Here is a 20,745-nt window from a genome sequence, read left to right as displayed (position 1 = left end):
CGGGAAAAAGTGATTGAATCATTGATACGCTCCTGCAGAGCACAATCACTGAGGTTATACCATATCTCCAGGAGCAACATCTTGAATAAGAGAATCACGTCATAAGCAGGAGCACCGATGGCATTTTGTCGCTTCGTGTATTTCTTGTTGATCAGCGTCCGGATCGGACGCCAATCAATAAGCCTGTCAATCTGATTGAGGAAGTCGTTTNAGTGCGTCTGCAAATGTTACATGCTCATCGGTGTTCTTGGATTGGTATGCCATGGGAAGGATATTATACTGTTTTTAATACTCAAATATAATAAATAACTCCCTATTAGACAATGAATTAAAAAGCAAAATGCAGACCAATTGCCGTGCAAAGATCTCATCGTTTATGGGGCTATGTCCTCCTTTTTCCAGATGCAGAAAGGTTTTCTTTCATTCTGCACACCTTTTCCCTTTAGGAAGCGGAACCCTTGTACATAAACAATACGCTGATTTCCCAAGACACTGCGCTGTGTTTGTGGAATGTTCCCAGACCAATTACCGGCTTGAGGCGAACTGTTATCGTATCTCCGTTCTCCAGCGTTATGATGGAGTAGTCCACTTCCCGTTGTCTGTCGTATTTCCTATTTTCCATTTGCCGGCGAATATCGACATGATTCCTTAGTTCCAGGATTTCTTTTCCTTCGTGATAAATAATCGATACTTCGTGCCCTGCATTGGTGGCCTGTCGCTCCAGCTGGTTGGTGAGTTCGCTGCAGATTTCTATGGTCTCCCGTGTATCGCCTTCACAGCAATACTTGGCAATTACCATGTCCTCCACTTGACTTAAATAGAACCGATGTCCTTGGAATTCGGTGATGTATTCTCCTTTGAACTTGCCTTTTTCTTCTTTGGGGAAATTTCTGGCTTCCAGCTCTTTGAACAACTCCTGAGGGTTACTCACGGGAAGGTCCTGAAAAAATCTGATCTCCTGACTGTTTGCTACAAAACCGAGTAGCATACTTACTAAAACAACTGAAATTTTCCTTTTCATCTTGGTTCTGTTTTTATTTAGTTAATAACTGCTGTATCTCTGTATCCGGTCCCAATTTGAAGAAAACTTTTCTGTTTCGATAGCTTGATGTATTTGTTTAATGCATATCCGAACGCTCCCAAGATACCAGAAAAATTGAATATGAAGCTACTTTTTAATCTAAGATTGAAAATAGTTTGCACATTCCATCTTCGATGAAAGAAATGCCTTTAGGGAGGTATTGCCGAGTGAGTGCGTTGAGATGTTCGATGTGCGGTTTATCCGTAGAGGTGTATCGCCTTGCAAAGTATATCGACACTTTGGGCGTCTTTTCAATCTTATTGAAGGCCATAAACTCCGGGCCGTCTCCGCTGTGGCGACAGCCTGTGCAGCGATTGGAAAACAATCGTAGGCGTACGATGCCTTCCTGCACGGTGCAGGAGACCAGCGTAGGCCTACGGTCGTCATTGCAACGCAATGATTATCAGTGTTATATGACATTAAAGTGAAAAAAAGAATGACTATAGGAGTTTTCCCCTTTTTTTCAGTATGCATCACCTTTTCCTTTATCTTTGTAGGGCATGGTTTCGATTGTCGAAACTGGCTTTTGAAATCAAAATACTTCTAAGAAACATTTCAAAGAACTATGTTATTCGAATCGATTACTCCGGTGCAGTGGTGGATGGTAGCAGGTATTCTGCTCTTCGTTTTTGAGATTTTTACCCCGGGTTTCTTCCTGGCTTGCTTCGGTGTGGGGGCTTTTGCTGCCATTATACCGGCGGCCTTGGGCTTGTCCATCGTGTGGCAGACCGTTTTCTTCATTGTGGCTTCGTTGTTCTCGCTCTTCCTGCTCAGGCCTTTTATGCAGAAGAGGGCAGAGAAAGCCTTGCCGCATGTGTCCACCGGAGCGGATGCCCTCGTTGGGCGGAAGGTGCTGGTGACGGAGACGATAGATCCGACGACGGACAAAGGGCGCGTGGCTGTGGATGGAGATATTTGGACGGCTCGCTCGCTGACCGGAGAGGTGATAGAAAAGGGTGTGCGTGTGGAGATCGTATCCTACGAAAGCATTGTCCTGAATGTAGTAGTCCTTGGTAACGACAAACAATAATAATTCAACAATAAAAACCTAATTCATTATGACAGCAACAGGATTTATCCTTGCAGCTCTGATCATTCTCGTGATAGCCATCATTGCCAATGGCTTGAAGATCGTGCAGCAGTCCGAGACCATGATCATCGAGCGACTTGGCAAGTACTATCGTACGCTCAGTTCAGGTGTTAGTATCATCATCCCCTTTATCGACAAACCCCGTCCCATACGCAAGCGTATCGCTTATACACTGCCCTCCGGACAGAGTGTGGTGCAGTTTAAGGACGATACCCGTATCGACCTGCGTGAGACGGTGTACGACTTCGCTCGCCAGAGTGTGATCACGCGTGATAACGTGGTGACGGAGATCAATGCCATTCTCTATTTTCAGATCGTGGATCCCATGCGTGCCATGTATGAGATTTCCAATCTGCCGGATGCTATCGAGAAGCTGACTCAGACGAGTCTGCGTAACGTGATCGGCGAGATGGATTTGGATCAGACGCTGACCAGCCGCGATACCATCAACAGCAAGCTACGCGAAATCCTCGACGAAGCCACCAACAAATGGGGCGTGAAGGTAAACCGCGTGGAGCTGCAGGACATCAATCCTCCGCGCGATATTCGCGATGCCATGGAGAAGCAGATGCGTGCCGAACGTGACAAGCGTGCTCAAATCCTCCAAGCCGAAGGACAGCGAGAGGCTTTGATACGCGAATCCGAGGGTAAGATGCAGGAGTCCATCAATCATGCCGAAGGTGAGAAGCAGGCCAAGATCCTCAGAGCTAAAGCGGAGGCCGAGGCTAAGATACTGGTGGCCAAGGCCGAGGCCGAAGCTATCCGCCAGATCAGCGAAGCAGTAGCCGGTAGCGGTGCCAATCCGACCCAATACCTCATCGCCATGCAGTACATCGAAACGCTCAAGGACATCAACAAGGGCGATCAGGCCAAGACCGTTTACCTCCCATTCGAGGCTACCGGTATGCTCGGTGCCTTGGGTGGCATGAAGGATTTGGTGAAAGGATGAGACTCTCTACCTTTCTTATCGCTTTGATTATGATGCTGCCTGCTGTGCTTAGCGGGCAGCATTATTATTCCATGGTGGGAGAGCGACCGGAGACGGATACCATTCACCCCAATGAACTCTCTGCTTCGATCCGAAGTACACTCTTCTTTCGTAACAATGAGTACAATGCACGCTCGGTCAAAGGCTATACGTTGCCGGGTGCACGGGTTTCCGCTTTTGCCTCTTACTCACTACCGGCAGCACATGGCGTGAAGCTTTCGCTCGGAGTATCTACCCTGAACTACTGGGGGGCAAGTCGCTATCCGGCCGGTATCGTTTATTCCGATTTACCTTATTGGACGGACTATAACGACTATGTACGCTTGCGTATTCTGCCTTATGTACAGGCCACGCTGAAGCCTACTGCCACGACTGCTCTGACGTTGGGCAATATAGCCGGCGGTACAGCTCACGGACTGATCGAACCGATCTACAATCCTGAGTTGGATTTGACGGCTGATCCTGAAGCCGGTCTGCAATTTCGGGGAGATTGGACACGCTTCCGCATGGATGTTTGGATCAATTGGTTGAGCATGATTTTCAAGAATGACAATCATCAGGAGTCTTTTGTCTTCGGCTTGTCCACTACTTCCAAATTGCTGTCAAACGAAAGCAAATGGCAGCTCGAACTGCCCTTGCAGGCTATTGCCACGCATCGCGGTGGAGAATACAACTGGGCACAGCAGGATACCGTACATACATGGGTGAACGGAGCTATCGGACTTAAGCTTTCCCTTCGTCCTCGTACCGACAAACCCATGCGGATTTGGGGTTCTGCCTATGCTGTAGCGGCCTTATCAAGTGGAGGATACTTCCCTTACGAAAGAGGGTGGGGCGGTTATCTTTCTCTCGGAATGGACTTGGAACACCTCGTTTTTCGTGCGGATTATTGGTACGGCAGGCATTACGTTTCTCCCTTTGCTGCGCCTTTCGCCAATTCGCTGATGTATGACAAACAGCCTCTTCCGAGCGGCCGGGGCGATTATATTCGTCTCTATGCCGACTATTCGTGGCGGATGGCACGAAGCATTTCGTTGGCAGCTGTTGCTCGGGTATGGTTCCAGCCTTCGGATCGTTTTGCGATGAGCCACGCCTTGGAGCTGACGATGCGTATCGATCCCAATTTCCCGATAGCTTTTCTGAAAGGCAATCATTGACAGTTTTCGATACCTGCGAGTGCAGTCATCAGTGATCGTTTAGTCTGGTTAGTCGGGCAAATGCCAAAAGGAAAAGGACTGTCAAAGGAGTTTCCGGTCTCCTTGACAGTCCTTTCCGTTTGTATTGGAATGGATGTCGCTTACAGCTATGCGATGTCCATTTCTTTCATGATCTCAGCCAGTGATTCCTTGGCATCTCCGAGTTTGAGGAATACCCCCGTTGCTCGTGTATAGAGGGGATTTTCCACACCGGCGTAACCGGGTTTGAGGTCGAAGTTGCAAATGATTACTTCTGGAGCGTCGTCCACGTTCAGCACGGGCATACCATAGATAGGCGTACCCTCTGCATGGCGAGCGGCAGGGTTCATTACGTCGTTGGCACCGATTACTACCACCGCATCCGTCTGAGCGAAGTCTCCGTTGATGGCATCCATCTCGAAGAGTTGGTCATAGGGTACATCGGCTTCGCACAAGAGCACGTTCATATGTCCGGGCATACGACCTGCCACCGGATGGATGGCGTAGCGAACTTCCGTACCGTTTGAAGCAAGTTTATCGGCCAGCTGTCTGACTTGATGCTGTGCCTGAGCCAATGCCATACCGTAACCGGGTACGATGATCACACGCTTGGCGTCGCGCAGTATGCTGCCGGCTGTCTTCTCCGCTTTGGCAGGAGCAGCAGGAGCTGCCGAATTACTCGTAGCATCCATTTCCTTCATGATCTCTGCCAGCGATTCCTTGGCGTCTCCGAGCTTGAGGAATACCCCTGTTGATCGTGTGTAGAGGGGATTGTCCACACCGGCATAACCGGGTTTGAGGTCGAAGTTGCAAATGATTACTTCGGGAGCATCGTCCACGTTCAGAACGGGCATACCATAGATAGGCGTACCCTCTGCATGGCGAGCGGCAGGGTTCATTACGTCGTTGGCACCGATTACCACCACGGCATCCGTCTGAGCGAAGTCTCCGTTGATGGCATCCATCTCGAAGAGCTGCTCATAGGGTACATCAGCTTCACACAGGAGTACATTCATATGTCCGGGCATACGACCTGCCACGGGGTGAATGGCGTAGCGAACTTCCGTACCGTTTGAAGCAAGTTTATCGGCCAGCTGTCTGACTTGGTGCTGCGCTTGCGCCAATGCCATACCGTAACCGGGAACGATGATCACACGCTTGGCTCCGCGCAGTACACTGCCGGCTGTCTTTTCCGATTGGGCAGGAGCTTGGGAGGGAGCAGCTGTATGGCCTGTAGCATCCATTTCCTTCATGATCTCCGCCAGTGATTCCTTGGCATCTCCGAGTTTGAGGAATACCCCCGTAGCTCGTGTGTAGAGTGGATTGTCCACACCGGCGTAACCGGGTTTGAGGTCGAAGTTGCAAATGATCACTTCGGGAGCATCGTCCACGTTCAGCACAGGCATACCATATATAGGTGTACCCTCTGCATTGCGAGCGGCAGGGTTCATCACGTCGTTGGCACCGATTACCACCACGGCATCCGTCTGAGCGAAGTCTCCGTTGATGGCATCCATCTCGAAGAGTTGGTCATAGGGTACATCGGCTTCGCACAGAAGTACATTCATATGTCCGGGCATACGACCTGCCACCGGATGGATGGCGTAGCGAACTTCCGTACCGTTTGAAGCAAGTTTATCGGCCAGCTGTCTGACTTGGTGCTGCGCTTGCGCCAATGCCATACCGTAACCGGGTACGATGATGACGCGCTTGGCATCGCGCAGTACGCTGCCGGCTGTCTTCTCCGCTTTGGCAGGAGCAGGAGCGGCAACCTCTTCTTTTTCTTGTTTTGGAGCAGCTGTCGGTGTTGTAGTGGCAGGTGTTGCCTTTGCTCCCGAAGCCATCAGAATAGACATGAGCTTGCGGTTCATGGCGCGGCACATAATCTGCGTCAGCAACAGACCGCTGGCACCCACAATACCACCTACGGCTACGAGCAGAATATCGCCCACGGCCATACCGGCAATGGCTCCGGCTACACCACTAAGGGAGTTCAGCAGCGAGATCGTAATGGGCATATCAGCTCCACCGACACGGATGGAGAAGAACAAACCGAAGAGAGAGGAGAAAAACAGTCCTCCGATGATAGCCCAGAAGAGGGGAAATCCTTCGATGGAAACAGAACCGAGCACCACGAACCCTACAGTCAGGATCAGCAGCAACGAAGTAAGCATCGAATGGTTAGGCCATACCACCGGTCTCTGAGGCAAGACTTTGTGCAGTTTGCCGGCGGCAATAAGGCTACCTACGAGGGTAATCATACCGACAGTCAGTGCCAGCATACCTGTGGCTTGTGTGAAGACAGGATAGTCGGATGCCGTGTTGTTGTTGGGATTGATACCTACGGCTGCCAGTGACAAAATCCCCACCAGAGCGGAAGCAGCACCTCCGACACCGTTGAGCAAGGCCACCATCTGAGGCATCTGTATCATCTTGACACGCTGTGCCATCGTCCAACCGATACCGGCACCGATAATCAGGAAGATGTAAACCGACCAGGCCGGTAAGATCTCATTGTAGAGAAGGGTGAGGATGATACCGCCCAACATGGCTACTGCACTGAGGGTATTGCCCATGACGGCAGTCTTCACGCGGCTCATCATCGAAATTCCCCCCAATACCATCAGAGAGAGGAGGACGCAGAGTATATAATAGATGGTGGGACTCATTGGTCGCCTCCTTTCTTTTTCTTGCTAAACATACGGAGCATGCGGTGCGTGACGCCGAAGCCACCCACCACATTGATGGTAGCGAGGATGATGGCCAGTCCTCCGAAGATTTGGCCGAGGATGAGTTGGCCGTCGTGTCCGAACTTGAAGGATAGTCCGGCAGCTGCAATAGCCCCTATTACGGTTACTCCGGAGAGAGCGTTCATACCCGACATCAGCGGAGTATGCAGCAAGCTCGGCACATTGCTGATCAGCTTGTAGCCGATAAGCGTGGAAGCTATCAGCACGATGATAAGAATGATCGGATTCATTATTCTATGAGAGTGATTGGTGTATTAGCTCAAAAGAGTAAGAGCCAAGGGACGGCCACTTGAGAGGGGTCGTTCCTTGGCTCTTGATATTAAGATGTAGGAACAGTTCGATTACAGACCCATCGCTTCACGAGTACCGGCGTGTTTGATTTCGCCGTCGCGAGTAACAAGGATCTTGCTGCAAACTTCGTCGTTCATATCCAATTCGATCCGGCCGTCCTTTGTGAGGTACTTCACCAGATTGTACATGTTCTGTGCGAACATCCATGTAGAGCTCTTCGGGAGCATACCGGGGATGTTCTTGATACCTTGGATCATTACGCCGTGCTTCACTTCCTTGGTTCCCTTCGGTGTGATTTCGCAGTTACCGCCCTGGTCGATGGAGATGTCCACGATTACAGAGCCGCGTTTCATACCCTTTACCATTTCTTCCGTGATGATGATCGGAGCCACCTTGCCCGGGATCAATGCACTACAGAATACGATATCCATGTCTTGAATAGTAGCCTTCAGAGCCTCGCGTTCTTTGGCCAATACATCATCGGGCAGCTTGTTGGCATATCCGCCTTCGGCGATAGCCAATTCGGCAGGAACGGTCGTGTCCACGATCTTGGCACCCAAGCTCTGAGCCTGTTCGGCAGCCGCGGGGCGAATATCGGCAGCATAAGTGATGGCACCCAGACGCTTAGCCGTAGCCAAAGCCTGCAAACCGGCCACACCCACACCGATCACCATTACTTTGGCGGGCGGAATCATACCGACAGCCGTACCCATCATCGGGATGAAACTGGCGAGGTCCTCGGCAGCCATCAGGATACCTTTGTAGCCGGCACAAGTACTCATCGAAGTCAGTGCGTCGAGGTTTTGTGCACGTGAGATACGGGGGATACCATCGAGAGTCAGGGAGATAACGCCCTGCTTGGCCAGATTGCGTACCATTTCGTGGTTCACCGGTGAAGCCGGATGGATGAATGTGATCAGGTACTGACCTTTGCGCATCAGTTCTACTTCGTGCGTATTGAGCTGTTCGTTGAACAAAGGCTCTTTTACCTTCAGGATCACTTCGGCACCGTCATAAACGGCCTTAGCACCGTCTACCAGCGTAGCGCCGGCTTGGGCATATTCTTCGTCATGATACTGAGCACCTTCTCCTGCTCCTTTTTCAAACAGGACTTTGAACCCGTCTGCTACAAATTTGGCCACTGTTTCAGGGGTAGCCGACACACGGTTTTCGCCGTGCATAATCTCTTTTGGAATGCCAATAATCATTGCTTAGATTCTTTTTGAATGTGATTTTCTAAACTAAACTGCCGGAGGTTAACATCGGCTGCTCCGAACGTCTGCCGGTGCATGAGTGGTAGGCGTCCAAAGGTCATCGGGATGTAAGCCGCTGAGCGATCACAAAAGTAGAAAAGAAATGTATATAATGCACTTATTAAGCGCACTTTTCTTTAATCGTAACGAGTATTGCCAAAAGAATAAATGGAAAAACAAAGAGACCGCTACCCGAACTATCGGCAGAGCGTGCAAGCCCTGTCTCCGATAGTTGTGAGTAGCGGTCTCTCTTTATTCCTCACCCATTCCCGACCGGTAGGCAGCGGATATATCCTCGCCATTTGTGGCCGAGAGTAGGGGAGACTCTGTGCTTATTGCTTCTTGAGCAAATCGCGAATCTCTGTAAGCAGTTCGATTTCAGGTGGCGTAGGAGCGGGAGCTGCAGGTGCTTCCTCTTCTTTCCTCTTGGCAGCCATGATAGCTTTGATCATCAGGAAGATCACGAATGCCAGAATCAGGAAGTCTATTGTAGTCTGGATAAAATTGCCATAGTTCCAGGAGACTTCCGGCTTAACGACCTCTCCGCCTTCGATAACTGCCTTGCTCAATACAACTCTCAAATCTGAGAAGTTGACACCACCCGTTAGCAAACTGATGGGAGGCATCATAATGTCGTTCACCAACGAGGTGACGATCTTTCCGAATGCGCCACCGATGATCACACCGACAGCCATGTCCACTACGTTACCCCTAAGAGCAAACGTTTTGAAGTCCTGAATAAATTTCTTCATAATACGCTTTGTTTTTGATGAGATCTGTCTGCTTTGATCTTGCGAACTCAAATCGCATATCTACAGAGAGTTCCCATACATGAGTTAGTTTCTCTAATTAAACGCCACGGCACTCTTTTTCCCGATGGGAAATTCGTGCTATGATCGTCAAATATATGTATAAATTATCGAAATGTAAAAAAAGCAACTACCTTTATTTGGCTAACTGCAATACCGAATATCAATGAAACGAAATACGTATTTAGTAAAGAAAATGCTGCTTGCATTTTTGCCGTTTTTCTGTGCTCTTGCCCTTTCGGCACAAGAGACGAAGGACTCCATTCGCTTTGTCCGCTTCGATAGCCTCTACTACGCTGCATCCCTCTCCTCCGATCCTAAGGCGGCCACGGAGGAGATAGTCCGCTGCGATCCTGCCAATGCCGACTGGTTGGCATACAGGGTACTGGATCCCAACGCACAGGAGGAAAATCCCACCGAAGTACTCGTCCGCATGTATAGCCATCCGCAGCTTCGGCGTTTGTATGCCGATACGGAAGCCTGCTATACAACTCCTTTAGCCGACTCCATAGCCGGAGAGGTGAGGGCAGCATTCGAGCGGTTGCGCACATTGGATCCGCAGATGACCATACCACGCTATGTGGCCTTTCATGTCAGTGGCTTACAGCAGAGCGTCGTCGCCGTCCCGGATCTGGTATCTGTTTCGATAGACAAGTATATCCGTCCCGATTATCCCGTGTATCTGCAGTTTTTCAGCGAGTATGCGCGCCAAACCATGTCGCCCGAATATGTAGTGCGCGATGCCGTATTGGGCTGGATATGCTCCGAACGTCCATTGCCTCGGGAGACGGTACTGACCCTGCGATTCCAATTGGAGTATTGGGGCGATATATATCGGTTGATGAAGCAGGTTTTCCCCCAAGCCACGGACGAATGGCTCTTCGGTTTTACCTCGGATCAATTGCTTTGGATGAAGCAAAACCGAAAAATCCTATTGGACAATGCTCTTAAACGCGGCGAGATGGAATCTTCTCAGCCGACTGTCACGGATCGGTACTTCAAGGAGTTGCCTCCCGATCAGCTGTTGCCCGCCGAAGCCCCTCGTCTGATCGGTCATTGGCTTGGAGCCAACCTGTAAACTTCGGCGATATTCTCTCGAAGATCATTTCATGGTTTGTGAGTGTAGAATTTATGCGAATGTTTCGATTCCCTCGAATTGGCCGATCTTCTTATATTTGTGGCCGATCAAGCTCTTTTTGAAAATAGAATACGCTCTTCGGATCAATATAAATAGATTGTAAACTGCTAAATAGGTATGCACTCCGATACAATGACCACTCGACCATTTGCTGATACGACCGCTACAGTCGCATCCCTTTTATTCACATCCTTTCACTGCATTAGAGAAAAAAAGCGTGTAGACCTATGATGTATAAGGGCGGAATACCCTTTCGGTAATTCTCCCAAGAGACCGGGCACCCACTGAGTTTGCAGTAAAACTCGGTGGGTGCCTTTGTTTTATCACCTCCCGAATCGGCCTTTTTCGTCCTGCGATTTATATACAAATCATTTACGATCTATATATTTATTGAAAACGTTTTATATACAAATCGAAAACGATCTATATATAAATTGAAAATGCTTTATATATAAATCGTTTCCCAATCTTCCGAAAAGCGTATTTTGACTTGCAAAAATCCGTTTCCTTGTCTTTTTTACTTCGATCACCTCTCTCTTTTGGATGCTTATTTGGAATCATTCCAAATTCCGCTTCGTTGTTGAAAACTTTTTTGGCGCGTATTTTTCCATTGAGGTACACTTTCCTGTACATCCCATTTTATATATTTGTTTCAGTGTCTTAGCGGATTGAATTTTGTGAGTTTCTTTATGCAGAAAGACGTTGTTTTGATTACCGGTGCAAACGGGATGGTTGCACGGGCATTGTCGGAAGAACTTGTGCGAAACGGTTACTCCGTATGCTTTTTGACGCGCCATAAACGGAACGAAAACGAATATGAATGGGACGTTGCCGAGCGGCGAATCGAGGTCGAAGCACTGCGAGGAGTGAGGCATATCATCCATCTGGCAGGAGCCGGAGTTGCCGATAAGCCGTGGACGAGTGAGCGCAAAGAGGTCATTCGTTCGAGCAGGGTCGATTCGGCAAGGCTCCTGTTAGAGACCGTGAAAGCCAATGACATTCGGATAGCTACTTTCATTTCGGCATCGGCCGTGGGGTTCTACGGGACGCTAACCGGCGAAAGCATTTTCGCCGAAAACGACAAAAAGGGCGACGACTTTCTGAGCGATGTCTGTATGGAGTGGGAACAGGCGGCTCACGATTTCTCACAAGAGGGGGTGTCGGAGCGAATTGTCATTATGCGAAACGGTATTGTACTGGCTTCTCGGGGCGGTGCTTTGGCTAAGATGGTGCGTCCCGTCAGATGGTTTCTCGGTGCTCCGTTAGGAAGTGGGAAGCAGTATATGCCATGGATCCATATCAGCGATGTATGCGGAATTATCTTGCATGCCCTCCGAAATCCGACTGTATCCGGTGTTTATAATGTGGTGGCACCGGAGCATGTGCGTAATGTAGAGTTCATGCGCGCTATTGGGCGTGCCATCGGACGGCCTGTTTTCTTTCCCTCCATACCCAAATGGGTTATTCGTCGCGTATTCGGCGAGCGGGCTTCCATTCTGCTGGAAGGAAGTAGGGTATCGGCTGAAAAAATCATCTCTTCGGGCTATCGCTTCAAGTATGCCACCCTCCAAAAAGCAATGGACAATCTTTTGCGATAAAATTCAAAAAACGGATTTTATTACTTTGGTGGATCAGTCCGTTTGATTGTTTTTTAGGCGGTTTTATTATCTTTGAAAGTGATAACATAATATCAATAAAGAGGTTTTTTCTGCTCATATGGATAATATATTGGTACTTATGGCTTCTGATCCCCAGTCCGTAGCTATGCAGGTTGCTTCCCGAGTAAAGGCCCGACGGCTGGAGATGGATCTGACGCAAGAGGGAATGGCTTTACGGGCAGGAATGAAGTTGCCTACTTATCGCAGGTTCGAGCGTACAGGCGAAATTTCTTTTAGAGGCTTATTGCAAATCGGATTCGCCCTGAATGCCTTGCAGGACTTTGCGCTACTCTTCGGCCAAAGGCAGTATCAGACACTCGATGAAGTCATGGCAGAACAGCAGCCCAAGCGCAAGAGAGGTAGCAAAAAATGAATAAGGTACAGCAGGTAAAAGTCATGTAGGATGGCTCAGTCGTAGGTCGTCTGGCCGGTGTAATTTCGATAAAATCAAGTAAGAAAGGATAATGTGATGACCGATTTAGAAAAGCTTATGTTGCTTCTTCCTATTATGTTCATGCTTCATGAATATGAAGAGGTAGTTATGTTCAAGCAATGGATATTTCAGAATAGAGAGAACCTGAAAAGACATTTTCCTAAAGTAGAAGCCTTCATTACAGAGCGGGGGCTATTCGATTACTCAACATCGACTTTTGCCGTTGGTACAGCTCACGAATTTATTTTGCTTTCCGTTGTTTCTTTCTTTGCCGTATGGCAAGGTGCATATCAATGGTGGTTTGCTGTATTGATGGGACATTCTATCCATTTGTTTATACATCTTGCACAATGGATTATATACCGTAAATATATTCCGGTAATTGTTACGACTCTATTGACTTTCCCCTATTGTATATATGCCTTCGTGAAATTTACAGACACTACTTCCTTGTCTCCCTTACAAATGGTTTTATGGACAGTCATCGGTATCACTCTTGCTGCTCTTAGTCTACTTTCAGCATTTTTCCTCATGTCAAAATTTTATAGATGGGAGGTCAAACGAGGGATTTTTTTCTAATCATTGAAACATAAAAACCAGTATGGAGACCGACAATGTATTGAAACGGATATTGGAAATCGAGCATGGCTTCGTGCATATACTCGATGCTGCAAAAGAGATTTTGTCTTCCTCTTCGGAAGAAAGATCTTTTGTCATCGCTTCCGAGCTTTTCGATCATGAAGCCTATCAGCCACGAATGTTGGCGACTGCAATCTTAGGACATCTGGCCGGTACGAATAGTGAAGCACTCCTCTTTCTGAAAGATCGGGTGAGCTTGGATATGAATTGGCGTGTGCAGGAGATACTTGCCAAAGCTTTCGATACGTTTTGTAAGGAGCAGGGGTACGAGAAGTCCCTGCCTGTCATCAGGGAATGGCTCGATAGCGACAATGCGAATGTGGTCAGGGCCGTAACGGAGGGATTGAGGATTTGGACAAGTCGCCCATTCTTCAAAGAGAATCCATGTCTTGCTATCGAATGGCTCAGTCGGCATAGGGGGCACGAAAGCGAATACGTGCGCAAGTCTGTCGGCAACGCACTGAAAGACATCAGCAAGAAGCACAAAGAATCGGTCGCAGAAGAGCTAAAGAAATGGGATTTGTCCGATCCTTTGGTCTTGTTCACTTACAAACATGCTTCCAAGCATCCGAATAAAGACATTAAAAAACAGTGAAATATGGCAAGAGCAACGACGAAACAGGATTTGATCATGGCTTCCAATGCACAATTCGAGAAGCTGTGGGTACTTGTTGACGGAATGAGCGATGATCTGCAGAATGCGACATTTGCCGACCAAATGGCTACAGCCGGCAAGGAAGCACATTGGGGTCGGGACAAAAACCTCCGCGATGTACTCGTGCATCTGTACGAGTGGCACCAACTCTTGCTGAATTGGATCAACTCCAACAGCAAGGGCGAACGCAAGCCTTTTCTGCCTGAACCCTATAACTGGAAGACTTATTCGGTGATGAACGTGGAGTTTTGGAAGAAACACCAACAGACGCCATTGGCAGAAGCAAAGGACAAATTGAAAGAAAGCCATCGACAAGTAATGGCATTGATCGAGACATTTTCGAACGATGAATTATTTGCCAAGGGAGTATTCGACTGGACGGGTACTTCGACTCTCGGTGCATACTGCGTATCAGCCACTTCCAGTCATTACGACTGGGCGATGAAGAAAATAAAGCTGCATATCAAGACCGGTAAGTGAACGGATGCGAAGCTGTCTGTATGCCAAATGGTCTTTCTTCTTACAGTGTTTTCTGATCTGCAAAAAGCAGCAGCCGAGACCTTTCCTAAAGAGAGTATTTTTAGCTCTTGTAATAGACCTTTCACAGGTGAAGACAATGGAGCTTCTCGGATGAGAAATCTCCAAGTCATTTACATTCCGACACTTAGAGTAGAAGCTCAATATCCTGTACAAGGATGAATTTTCATTGAGAAGAAGTGCCGAATCCTGCATTATCCCCAATTCCTTCACTTGAAAGAATGAGAGGGTACGAGCCTCAAAGGTGATCCCACCGGAAATTTCTTTGGGGTCGGACAGGATGTTTGGGTATGGCCGATGAAAAGGAAGAGGGTGCTGCAAAGACGAAACGCTTGCAGCACCCTCTTGAGCTTTCAGCCTTTTATTCTCCGGCTTATTTCTTCAGGTGTTTGGCGAAGAAACCGAGCATGGCGCGGTATAGCTCCATGGAGTTTTCTTCACGATGGAATCCGTGGCCTTCGTTGTACTTCACCATATAGGGTACTTCGAATCCACGAGCACGCAGTGCCGTTACGATCTGATCGGACTCGTTGATATTCACACGTGGGTCATTAGCTCCCTGTACGACGAAGAGCGGCTTGTTGATCTTGTCGATTTGGAAGAAGGGGGACACTTCCTTGGCGATAGCTGCTTCTTCGGGATTGTCGAGGTCGTACCAAATCTCCTTGACCATTTCCTTAAACGGCTTCCAGTATTCGGGGAAGGAGTCGAAGAAGGTGTAAATGTTCGATACACCTACGTAGTCCACACCACAGGCATAGAGATCGGGTGTTTTCACCAGACCCATCAGCGTGGCATAACCTCCGTGGCTGGCACCGTAGATGGCGATCCTGTCGGGATCTACCCAACCTTGGCTGATGGCATAGCGTACACCGTCTTCCACATCGTCCATGGCTTTGCGACCGATCTGCTTGAATCCGGCACGGAGGAATTCCTTGCCGTATCCGCCTGAAATGCGGAAATTGACTTGCAGGGTAGCATATCCGCGGCTGGCGAAGAGCTGGGTCTCAGGATTGAAGCCCCATGAGTCGCGTATGCCTTGGGGGCCTCCGTGAGGATTGACGATCAGGGGTACTTTCTTCCCTTCGAGGGCTGCTTTTGGCAGAGTGATATAGCCGTGGATGGTGAGTCCGTCGCGGCTCTTGAATTTGATGGGGCGCATCTCGGCCATGTCTTCCTCCTTGAGCTGAGGCATCAGGTCGTAGAGGAGGGTGAACTTCTTGGTGCGAGCATCGAACTGATAGTAGGTGCCGTATAGCTTGTCGCTCTGTACGGCGATCAGCATGATGGTCTCGTCATCGTCGTAATCCACCACGGAAAATTCTTTGCCCTTGAATTCCTTTTCCATCAGCTTGTGCAGCTCCTTGTAGGTGGCACTTACGGGTACGACTACGGACTTCTCGCCTTCGTAGGCCATGAGGTCTATTTCGTAGTTTCTCTTACGGGAGAGGTGCAGGCCACTGACGTCGTAGTCTTCGTTGGCGAAGATCTCGCGGATGATCTTGTTCTGCTTCAGGTCGTAAAGTACGATACGAGTCTTGTCGCTGTCCAGATTGGTCAGTACGTAGGCTTCGTCTCTGTTCTTGGAGGCATAGTTGAATGCGATGACTCCGAAGGTGTCGTCCCAGTGTGTTTTCTTCAGCAGACGGAACTCCCCCGTATCCAAATCCTTGTAGTACAACTCGGATTCTATCCCGTTTACGAGACGGCTGTATCCACGCAGTTCGCCGTCCTTGTCGAACTCATAACCCTGAATGGGGTTGGCCGCATCCTTATTCTCGTAGAGCCGGGTCAGCTCGCCCGTCACGACATTGAGCTTATAGGGTTCGAAGATCTGCGGATTGTTTTTGTTCATGGAGATGATCATGTAGTCCTTCTGCTCTTTGAGCATGTTGAGGATCGAAGCTTTCACTCTATCGAAGGGTGTGAGGTCGCGGGTATTGCTGCCGTCGATATTCGAAGCAAAGAGGTGATAGTTCTCATTCCCTCCCTTGTCCATGACGAAGAAGAGGCGTTCGTCATTGATCCATCCATAGCCTTTGATCAGCTCGTCCTTTTCTTCGATGGCACGCTTGACGGTGCCGGTGGCTATTTCCTTGACATAGACGTGGCGTTTGCCGGCATCGTCCTTTTCCATGTATGAGAGGTACTTGCCGTTGGGGCTTAGCTGAAAGGCGGAAGCCTTGGGTTTGGCAAAGTAGTCTTCGACTTTGTATTTGTAGTCGCCCTTGTCCAAAGCTGCCAGTGCCTTAAGCTCTTCTTCGGTCGAAGGGAGGGCTGTATTGCCGGGCAATTTGGATTCGAATCGTTGTAGCGTAAGCGGCAGGCTGAAGCCCATCTGCTCTACATTGCCTTCTATCGTGTTGCCGGACAGGGTGCCCTTGAATGTGAACTGAAGGGCAGCTGCGGAGAGTGTCAGTTTGCCATCGGCGAAGGTGGTCTTGTCTACGGGGATGCCCGTCGCTCCCTGAGCAGGTACATCCATCGTTGTGGAGAGGTCGGCACCCTCTCCGGTAATGTGGAATATGAGTTCCAGCTCCATGTTGGCTTGCGGAATGGAGAGTGTTCCTTTCCAGTCGCCTGTGATCTTTTGTGCATGCACAGTCATTCCTCCTAATGTCAGGATTGTTAGTAATAGGATTTTTAGTTTCATACTTGGTATTTTGTTGAGTGATTATGATGAATTGCTTGTTTCTTCGGTTGTGTCGTGCAGAAAGGAGAAAACCATTGGATTCTGCCGATAGCGACCACAAGATTAGAAAAATATGCCGACATATTCTATCCAAAAGCAGTGACCCGATCGGCTAGGTCGTCCTAATGATTCTGTTAGGTCGTCCTAACAATTTGGTTAGGTCGTCCTATTCTGATGGTAAGGTCGTCCCCTTCTGCTCTATAGGGTTATTTGTGCTTGTAGGAAGACATGCCGGAGGTCACTACCTCATCATTCGAAGAGGCTCCGTAGTTTTCGAGAGAGGATATGCCGGAGAGATTTCCCCGCACAGACTCCGAGGCATTGATCTTCACCGATGCCGTGCCGCTGATGGACACTTCGGTGCGTTGGGTAATGAATTTGGATGCATCGCAACCAATAGCCCCGCTACATGAGAGCGTGAGTTCCTCGCAGGAACCTTTCAGAGTGATGCCGGAGGCTCCCGAAGCATCTATATCCAAGGCTCTGAGGCGACCGGTGAGGTTCACCGAAGAAGCTCCGGACATGTCCAGATCGAGCCGGTCACCGGCAAGCTCTCCCTCCACATTCAGGGAACAGGCACCGGACATCTCCACTGCCTTGAGGGTCGGCGAACCGACCCTAACGACGATCTTCCCGTCGTGGATCGAATAGCGGTCTTTGAGTCGGATGGAAAGTTCGCCATTCGCTACTTCCGTGACGATGTATTCCATCAGATTGGGTGCCGCCTCGATGGTCAGCCCATCGGTCGGAATGCCGGCCTTGTAGTGGATGGCAAATGCATCCTCGACATCGATCCTGTCGAATGTGCCGATGTCGCGAGTCTCCGTGATGGCATCGCCCTCGGGGGTGATTGTTTTGCCTTTGCTGTCGAATTTGACGTTGCATGCACCGGCTATCAGTGCTGTGCCTATGAGGCCGACAAGGCCTGCGAAAATCTTTTTTCTCATTGTATGGTGTTTTTTGCAGAGTTTCATTGATCAGTTGCCGGTAGGATCTCCTTGTCCGCCGCCTTGCTGCCCTTGGGATGAGGTCTGCTTGAGGTCGTCATTGACGATCGTACGCTGTACCTTGCGCACCTGCGTATTCATCTTGCCGAAGCTGTAGGTGAGGCTGAGGGAAACACTCCTTTGTGTACGGGCATTTTCCGAATCAATAGTAAATCCATTGCCGATGGTTTGGCTTTTCCATGTCGAATATTTCGCATGAATGTTGTTTGCACTCAGCGAGATTCTCAACCTTTTGTCGAAAAGCTGTTTGGCTATACCGATATTGTTGAATACATTGCCATCATACTTCGTCTGGTAGCTTCTTCCCCCATGATAATAACCTCCGAAGATGTTCACAGTCCAATCCTTCGGCAGGGTGAACATCAGACCTGAATATACCATCCCCGACCATGAGCTGACATCGATGTCGAGTGCATCGCTCTTTTGGTATTTGCGATCGATATTTCCGTTGAGCATAATCCTAACCCATACGGCCGGCGTGTACATGGCATAGGTATTCAAGCTGAAAGAATGCTCTCGTCCGATATTGCCATAGGTCTGGTGGAACAGATTGGGATTGGCCGGATCGGAGAAGGTGTAATTCTGGATGGCGTTGTTGCAGAAGTCATAGTCGAGCGATGCGGTAAGCATTATTTTGGTTCCGTATTGGTTGTAAGAGAGACCGACATGGTGACGCTTCTCCGACTTTAGGTCGGGATTACCGTACTGTACCTGATAATCGTTGGACTGCAGCTTGTAGGGATTCAGCTGGCTGATGGCAGGACGTTGGATCCGGAAGTTATAGGCCAGCTTGAGTTGCTTCATGGGTGAGGGGGTATAGCCGAGCGTGAGCTGCGGTACCCAGTCGAACGAGTTGTGAGAGAAGTCTGCTGCTGCATTTTCGGGGAAGAGTGCTTTCAGCCTGCTACTTTCCACACGCAGACCGGTCTGCAACGAATACTGCGCCTTACGATAGTTGTAACCGGCATAGGCTGCTCCTATATATTGATCGTGACGGAATTTTCTTGCAGACAGATTTTGGGGATATAAGGAGCCGGGCTGCCACGGAGCATCTTCGGACGGCCGTATCTCATAGAGCGGATCACTCGTGGCATGACGATAGATGTACTTCAGCCCTGCCTCCAAAGAATGTGCTTGTCCGATGGGGCGTGTATAGTCCACCTGTGCCGTATGTTCGTCCATACCTGCATCGGATTTGGAGTGCTGGCCGGCATACTGGATCGTATTGGCCGTATTGAGTGGATCGCGTTTCCATTGATTTATGAAGGTCTCACTATTGTTCGGGCTGTGAGTGAAACGGTACGAGACGGTAAACAATTCGCCCGGCAGGCGTGTGCTGTGCTGATAGTCGGCATTGAGCTCGTATGATCCGGCATCCATCTGTGTCTTGAGTTTTCTGTCTATGTAGGACATGAGGTTGCCGCCGGCATAGCTTTTTTCTACGTTGTTCCGGTCAGTGGTCATCTCCCAAAGGCGTACGTTGCCGCCTACCGTAAAGAGATTGAGCGAATCTATCTCGAAGGAAAGGAGGGCATTACCGAAGTGTCCGTGAAAGGTTTCTTCTCCTGTCCCCTCTTCTATCGTTTGGAGTGTTGGGGTCGTGCGTTCAGTAAGGTAACGTGAGTCGCTACTTTTGCCTCTATAGTAATTATAGTTGGCAGTCAGTCCCACCTTGCCGGATTTGGCAGTTGCGAATACACTGCCATTCGCAGAGGGGTCTGTGCTCGCTCTGGCCGTGATGGAGCCTGAATATCCTTCCAGCTTCTTGCCTTCTTCTGTGACGATGTTCAGGATGGCACTTGTGCCTTCCGCATCGTACTTTACGCCTGGGTCGGTGATGACCTCCACTCGTTTGATCGTATGGGCAGGAATGGAGCGAAAGACCTCCTTCGGGTTGCTGCTCACCATGGTCGAGGGCCTGCCGTTGAGGTGGATTTTGAAGTTGGACGATCCTTTCACCTGGATATTGCCCTGACCGTCTACCGTTACCAAAGGAACGCTACGTAGCATTTCGAGTAGGTTGTTCGTCTTGGCTGCTGGGTCGTCTTTCATATTATAGGACAGGCGGTCTATCTCCATCTTCACCAGCGGTCGTGCAGCTGATACGGTGATAGTGGAGAGCTGTTTGTCTTCGGATTCGAGCGAAATATCGACAGCCTTGATATCCTGCTGTCCGTTCTCTCTCCGAATCTCCATGGTATGGGTTTTCATACCCACGAAGGAGGCTTTGAGGCGGTAAGAAGGCGCAGCCGGTAGGCCTATGATGAAATAGCCATTGCCGTCAGTCACTTGTCGGAACACCTGTGTGGTATCTGCTCCTGCCGGCCGGATGCTTACGGTGGCATAGGGGATCGATTCGCCGGTGGAAGCATCCTTGATTGTACCGGATATGTGTACATCGAGGGTATTGCTCTGTGCCATCAAAGAAAGTATGGACAGAACGAACAGGAAAGATGATAAAACGATTCGTTTCATTGTTTGGATGATTGGTAGTTTATTGTGTACGTATCGCAAATACTTTGAGTCTATTGCTTATTTAGTCTCTAGTT

General features: G+C 49.2%; 18 protein-coding genes and 1 pseudogene. 10 read left to right on the top strand and 9 right to left on the bottom strand.

Translation table 11 applies throughout. From position 1 onward, the window contains the following. Both HQ50_RS01605 and HQ50_RS11975 read right to left on the bottom strand, forming a co-directional pair. Positions 1 to 264, bottom strand: a pseudogene (locus HQ50_RS01605) (transposase); the annotation flags it as partial. Positions 265 to 442: 178 nt separating this feature from the next. Next, positions 443 to 1,021 (bottom strand): hypothetical protein, encoded by a 579-nt coding sequence (locus tag HQ50_RS11975; protein WP_235317786.1) that lies wholly within the window; start codon positions 1,019 to 1,021, stop codon positions 443 to 445. A 625-nt stretch (positions 1,022 to 1,646) separates the two neighbouring features. On the opposite strand from HQ50_RS11975, the gene HQ50_RS01590 reads away from it, so the two are divergent. From HQ50_RS01590 to lpxZ, 3 genes are read left to right on the top strand one after another with little or no spacing between them, the layout of a single operon-like run. After that, a complete protein-coding gene (locus HQ50_RS01590; protein ID WP_039427797.1) occupies positions 1,647 to 2,111 on the top strand; it encodes an NfeD family protein in 465 nt (154 codons plus the stop codon). 28 nt (positions 2,112 to 2,139) lie between these two features. Further along, entirely contained in the window at positions 2,140 to 3,120 is a 981-nt protein-coding gene (locus tag HQ50_RS01585) for an SPFH domain-containing protein (RefSeq protein ID WP_039423082.1), read from the top strand. Continuing rightward, complete coding sequence (gene lpxZ / locus HQ50_RS01580) at positions 3,117 to 4,316, top strand: lipid A deacylase (protein ID WP_039427795.1); 1,200 nt, start codon at positions 3,117 to 3,119, stop codon at positions 4,314 to 4,316. The genes HQ50_RS01585 and lpxZ overlap by 4 nt, the downstream gene beginning before the upstream one ends. 146 nt (positions 4,317 to 4,462) lie before the next feature. On the opposite strand, the gene HQ50_RS01575 is transcribed toward lpxZ, so the two are convergent. The 3 genes from HQ50_RS01575 to HQ50_RS01565 form a co-directional block, all read right to left on the bottom strand. Then, positions 4,463 to 7,003, bottom strand: coding sequence for an NAD(P)(+) transhydrogenase (Re/Si-specific) subunit beta (locus tag HQ50_RS01575; RefSeq protein WP_039427792.1), 2,541 nt, complete (start codon positions 7,001 to 7,003; stop codon positions 4,463 to 4,465). Further along, the gene (locus HQ50_RS01570) at positions 7,000 to 7,314 is read right to left on the bottom strand and encodes an NAD(P) transhydrogenase subunit alpha (protein WP_018965970.1); all 315 of its coding nucleotides are present in this window, start codon (positions 7,312 to 7,314) and stop codon (positions 7,000 to 7,002) included. The genes HQ50_RS01575 and HQ50_RS01570 overlap by 4 nt, the downstream gene beginning before the upstream one ends. 111 nt (positions 7,315 to 7,425) lie before the next feature. Next, positions 7,426 to 8,583, bottom strand: a complete 1,158-nt coding sequence (locus HQ50_RS01565; protein WP_026292360.1) for an NAD(P) transhydrogenase subunit alpha — start codon at positions 8,581 to 8,583, stop codon at positions 7,426 to 7,428. Positions 8,584 to 8,796: 213 nt separating this feature from the next. On the opposite strand from HQ50_RS01565, the gene HQ50_RS11660 reads away from it, so the two are divergent. Then, entirely contained in the window at positions 8,797 to 8,946 is a 150-nt protein-coding gene (locus HQ50_RS11660; RefSeq protein ID WP_155259047.1) for a hypothetical protein, read from the top strand. A gap of 14 nt (positions 8,947 to 8,960) precedes the next feature. On the opposite strand, the gene mscL is transcribed toward HQ50_RS11660, so the two are convergent. Then, positions 8,961 to 9,380 carry a large-conductance mechanosensitive channel protein MscL gene (mscL, locus tag HQ50_RS01560; protein ID WP_039427790.1) on the bottom strand — a complete coding sequence of 140 codons (420 nt, stop codon included), beginning with the start codon at positions 9,378 to 9,380 and terminating at the stop codon, positions 8,961 to 8,963. Between the two features lie 253 nt (positions 9,381 to 9,633). On the opposite strand from mscL, the gene HQ50_RS01555 reads away from it, so the two are divergent. The 6 genes from HQ50_RS01555 to HQ50_RS01525 all read left to right on the top strand — a co-directional run bounded on the left by HQ50_RS01555 (position 9,634) and on the right by HQ50_RS01525 (position 14,440). Beyond that, entirely contained in the window at positions 9,634 to 10,515 is an 882-nt protein-coding gene (locus HQ50_RS01555) for a hypothetical protein (protein WP_230587239.1), read from the top strand. 749 nt (positions 10,516 to 11,264) lie between these two features. Next, entirely contained in the window at positions 11,265 to 12,173 is a 909-nt protein-coding gene (locus tag HQ50_RS01545) for a TIGR01777 family oxidoreductase (protein ID WP_039427787.1), read from the top strand. A 118-nt stretch (positions 12,174 to 12,291) separates the two neighbouring features. Then, the gene (locus HQ50_RS01540) at positions 12,292 to 12,606 is read left to right on the top strand and encodes a helix-turn-helix domain-containing protein (protein ID WP_039427784.1); all 315 of its coding nucleotides are present in this window, start codon (positions 12,292 to 12,294) and stop codon (positions 12,604 to 12,606) included. Positions 12,607 to 12,702: 96 nt separating this feature from the next. Beyond that, on the top strand, positions 12,703 to 13,245 hold the full coding sequence (locus HQ50_RS01535) for an HXXEE domain-containing protein (RefSeq protein WP_039427781.1): 543 nt from the start codon (positions 12,703 to 12,705) through the stop codon (positions 13,243 to 13,245). Between the two features lie 22 nt (positions 13,246 to 13,267). Continuing rightward, positions 13,268 to 13,900 (top strand): DNA alkylation repair protein, encoded by a 633-nt coding sequence (locus HQ50_RS01530; RefSeq protein ID WP_039427779.1) that lies wholly within the window; start codon positions 13,268 to 13,270, stop codon positions 13,898 to 13,900. 3 nt (positions 13,901 to 13,903) lie between these two features. Further along, positions 13,904 to 14,440: a ClbS/DfsB family four-helix bundle protein gene (locus HQ50_RS01525; protein WP_039427775.1), complete on the top strand. Its 537-nt coding sequence runs from the start codon at positions 13,904 to 13,906 to the stop codon at positions 14,438 to 14,440. Positions 14,441 to 14,870: 430 nt separating this feature from the next. On the opposite strand, the gene HQ50_RS01520 is transcribed toward HQ50_RS01525, so the two are convergent. From HQ50_RS01520 to HQ50_RS01510, 3 genes are all read right to left on the bottom strand, one after another. Continuing rightward, positions 14,871 to 17,150 carry a S9 family peptidase gene (locus tag HQ50_RS01520; protein ID WP_052074862.1) on the bottom strand — a complete coding sequence of 760 codons (2,280 nt, stop codon included), beginning with the start codon at positions 17,148 to 17,150 and terminating at the stop codon, positions 14,871 to 14,873. Between the two features lie 245 nt (positions 17,151 to 17,395). Continuing rightward, on the bottom strand, positions 17,396 to 18,136 hold the full coding sequence (locus HQ50_RS01515) for a head GIN domain-containing protein (protein ID WP_018965983.1): 741 nt from the start codon (positions 18,134 to 18,136) through the stop codon (positions 17,396 to 17,398). Positions 18,137 to 18,166: 30 nt separating this feature from the next. Continuing rightward, positions 18,167 to 20,671, bottom strand: coding sequence for an outer membrane beta-barrel family protein (locus tag HQ50_RS01510; RefSeq protein WP_235317899.1), 2,505 nt, complete (start codon positions 20,669 to 20,671; stop codon positions 18,167 to 18,169). Positions 20,672 to 20,745: the final 74 nt, after the last annotated feature.

This window comes from Porphyromonas sp. COT-052 OH4946 (genome assembly GCF_000765965.1).
Lineage (GTDB): Bacteria > Bacteroidota > Bacteroidia > Bacteroidales > Porphyromonadaceae > Porphyromonas > Porphyromonas gulae.
The sequence above is the reverse complement of the archived record's forward strand: the minus strand, read 5'-3'. Positions and strand labels throughout refer to the sequence as shown.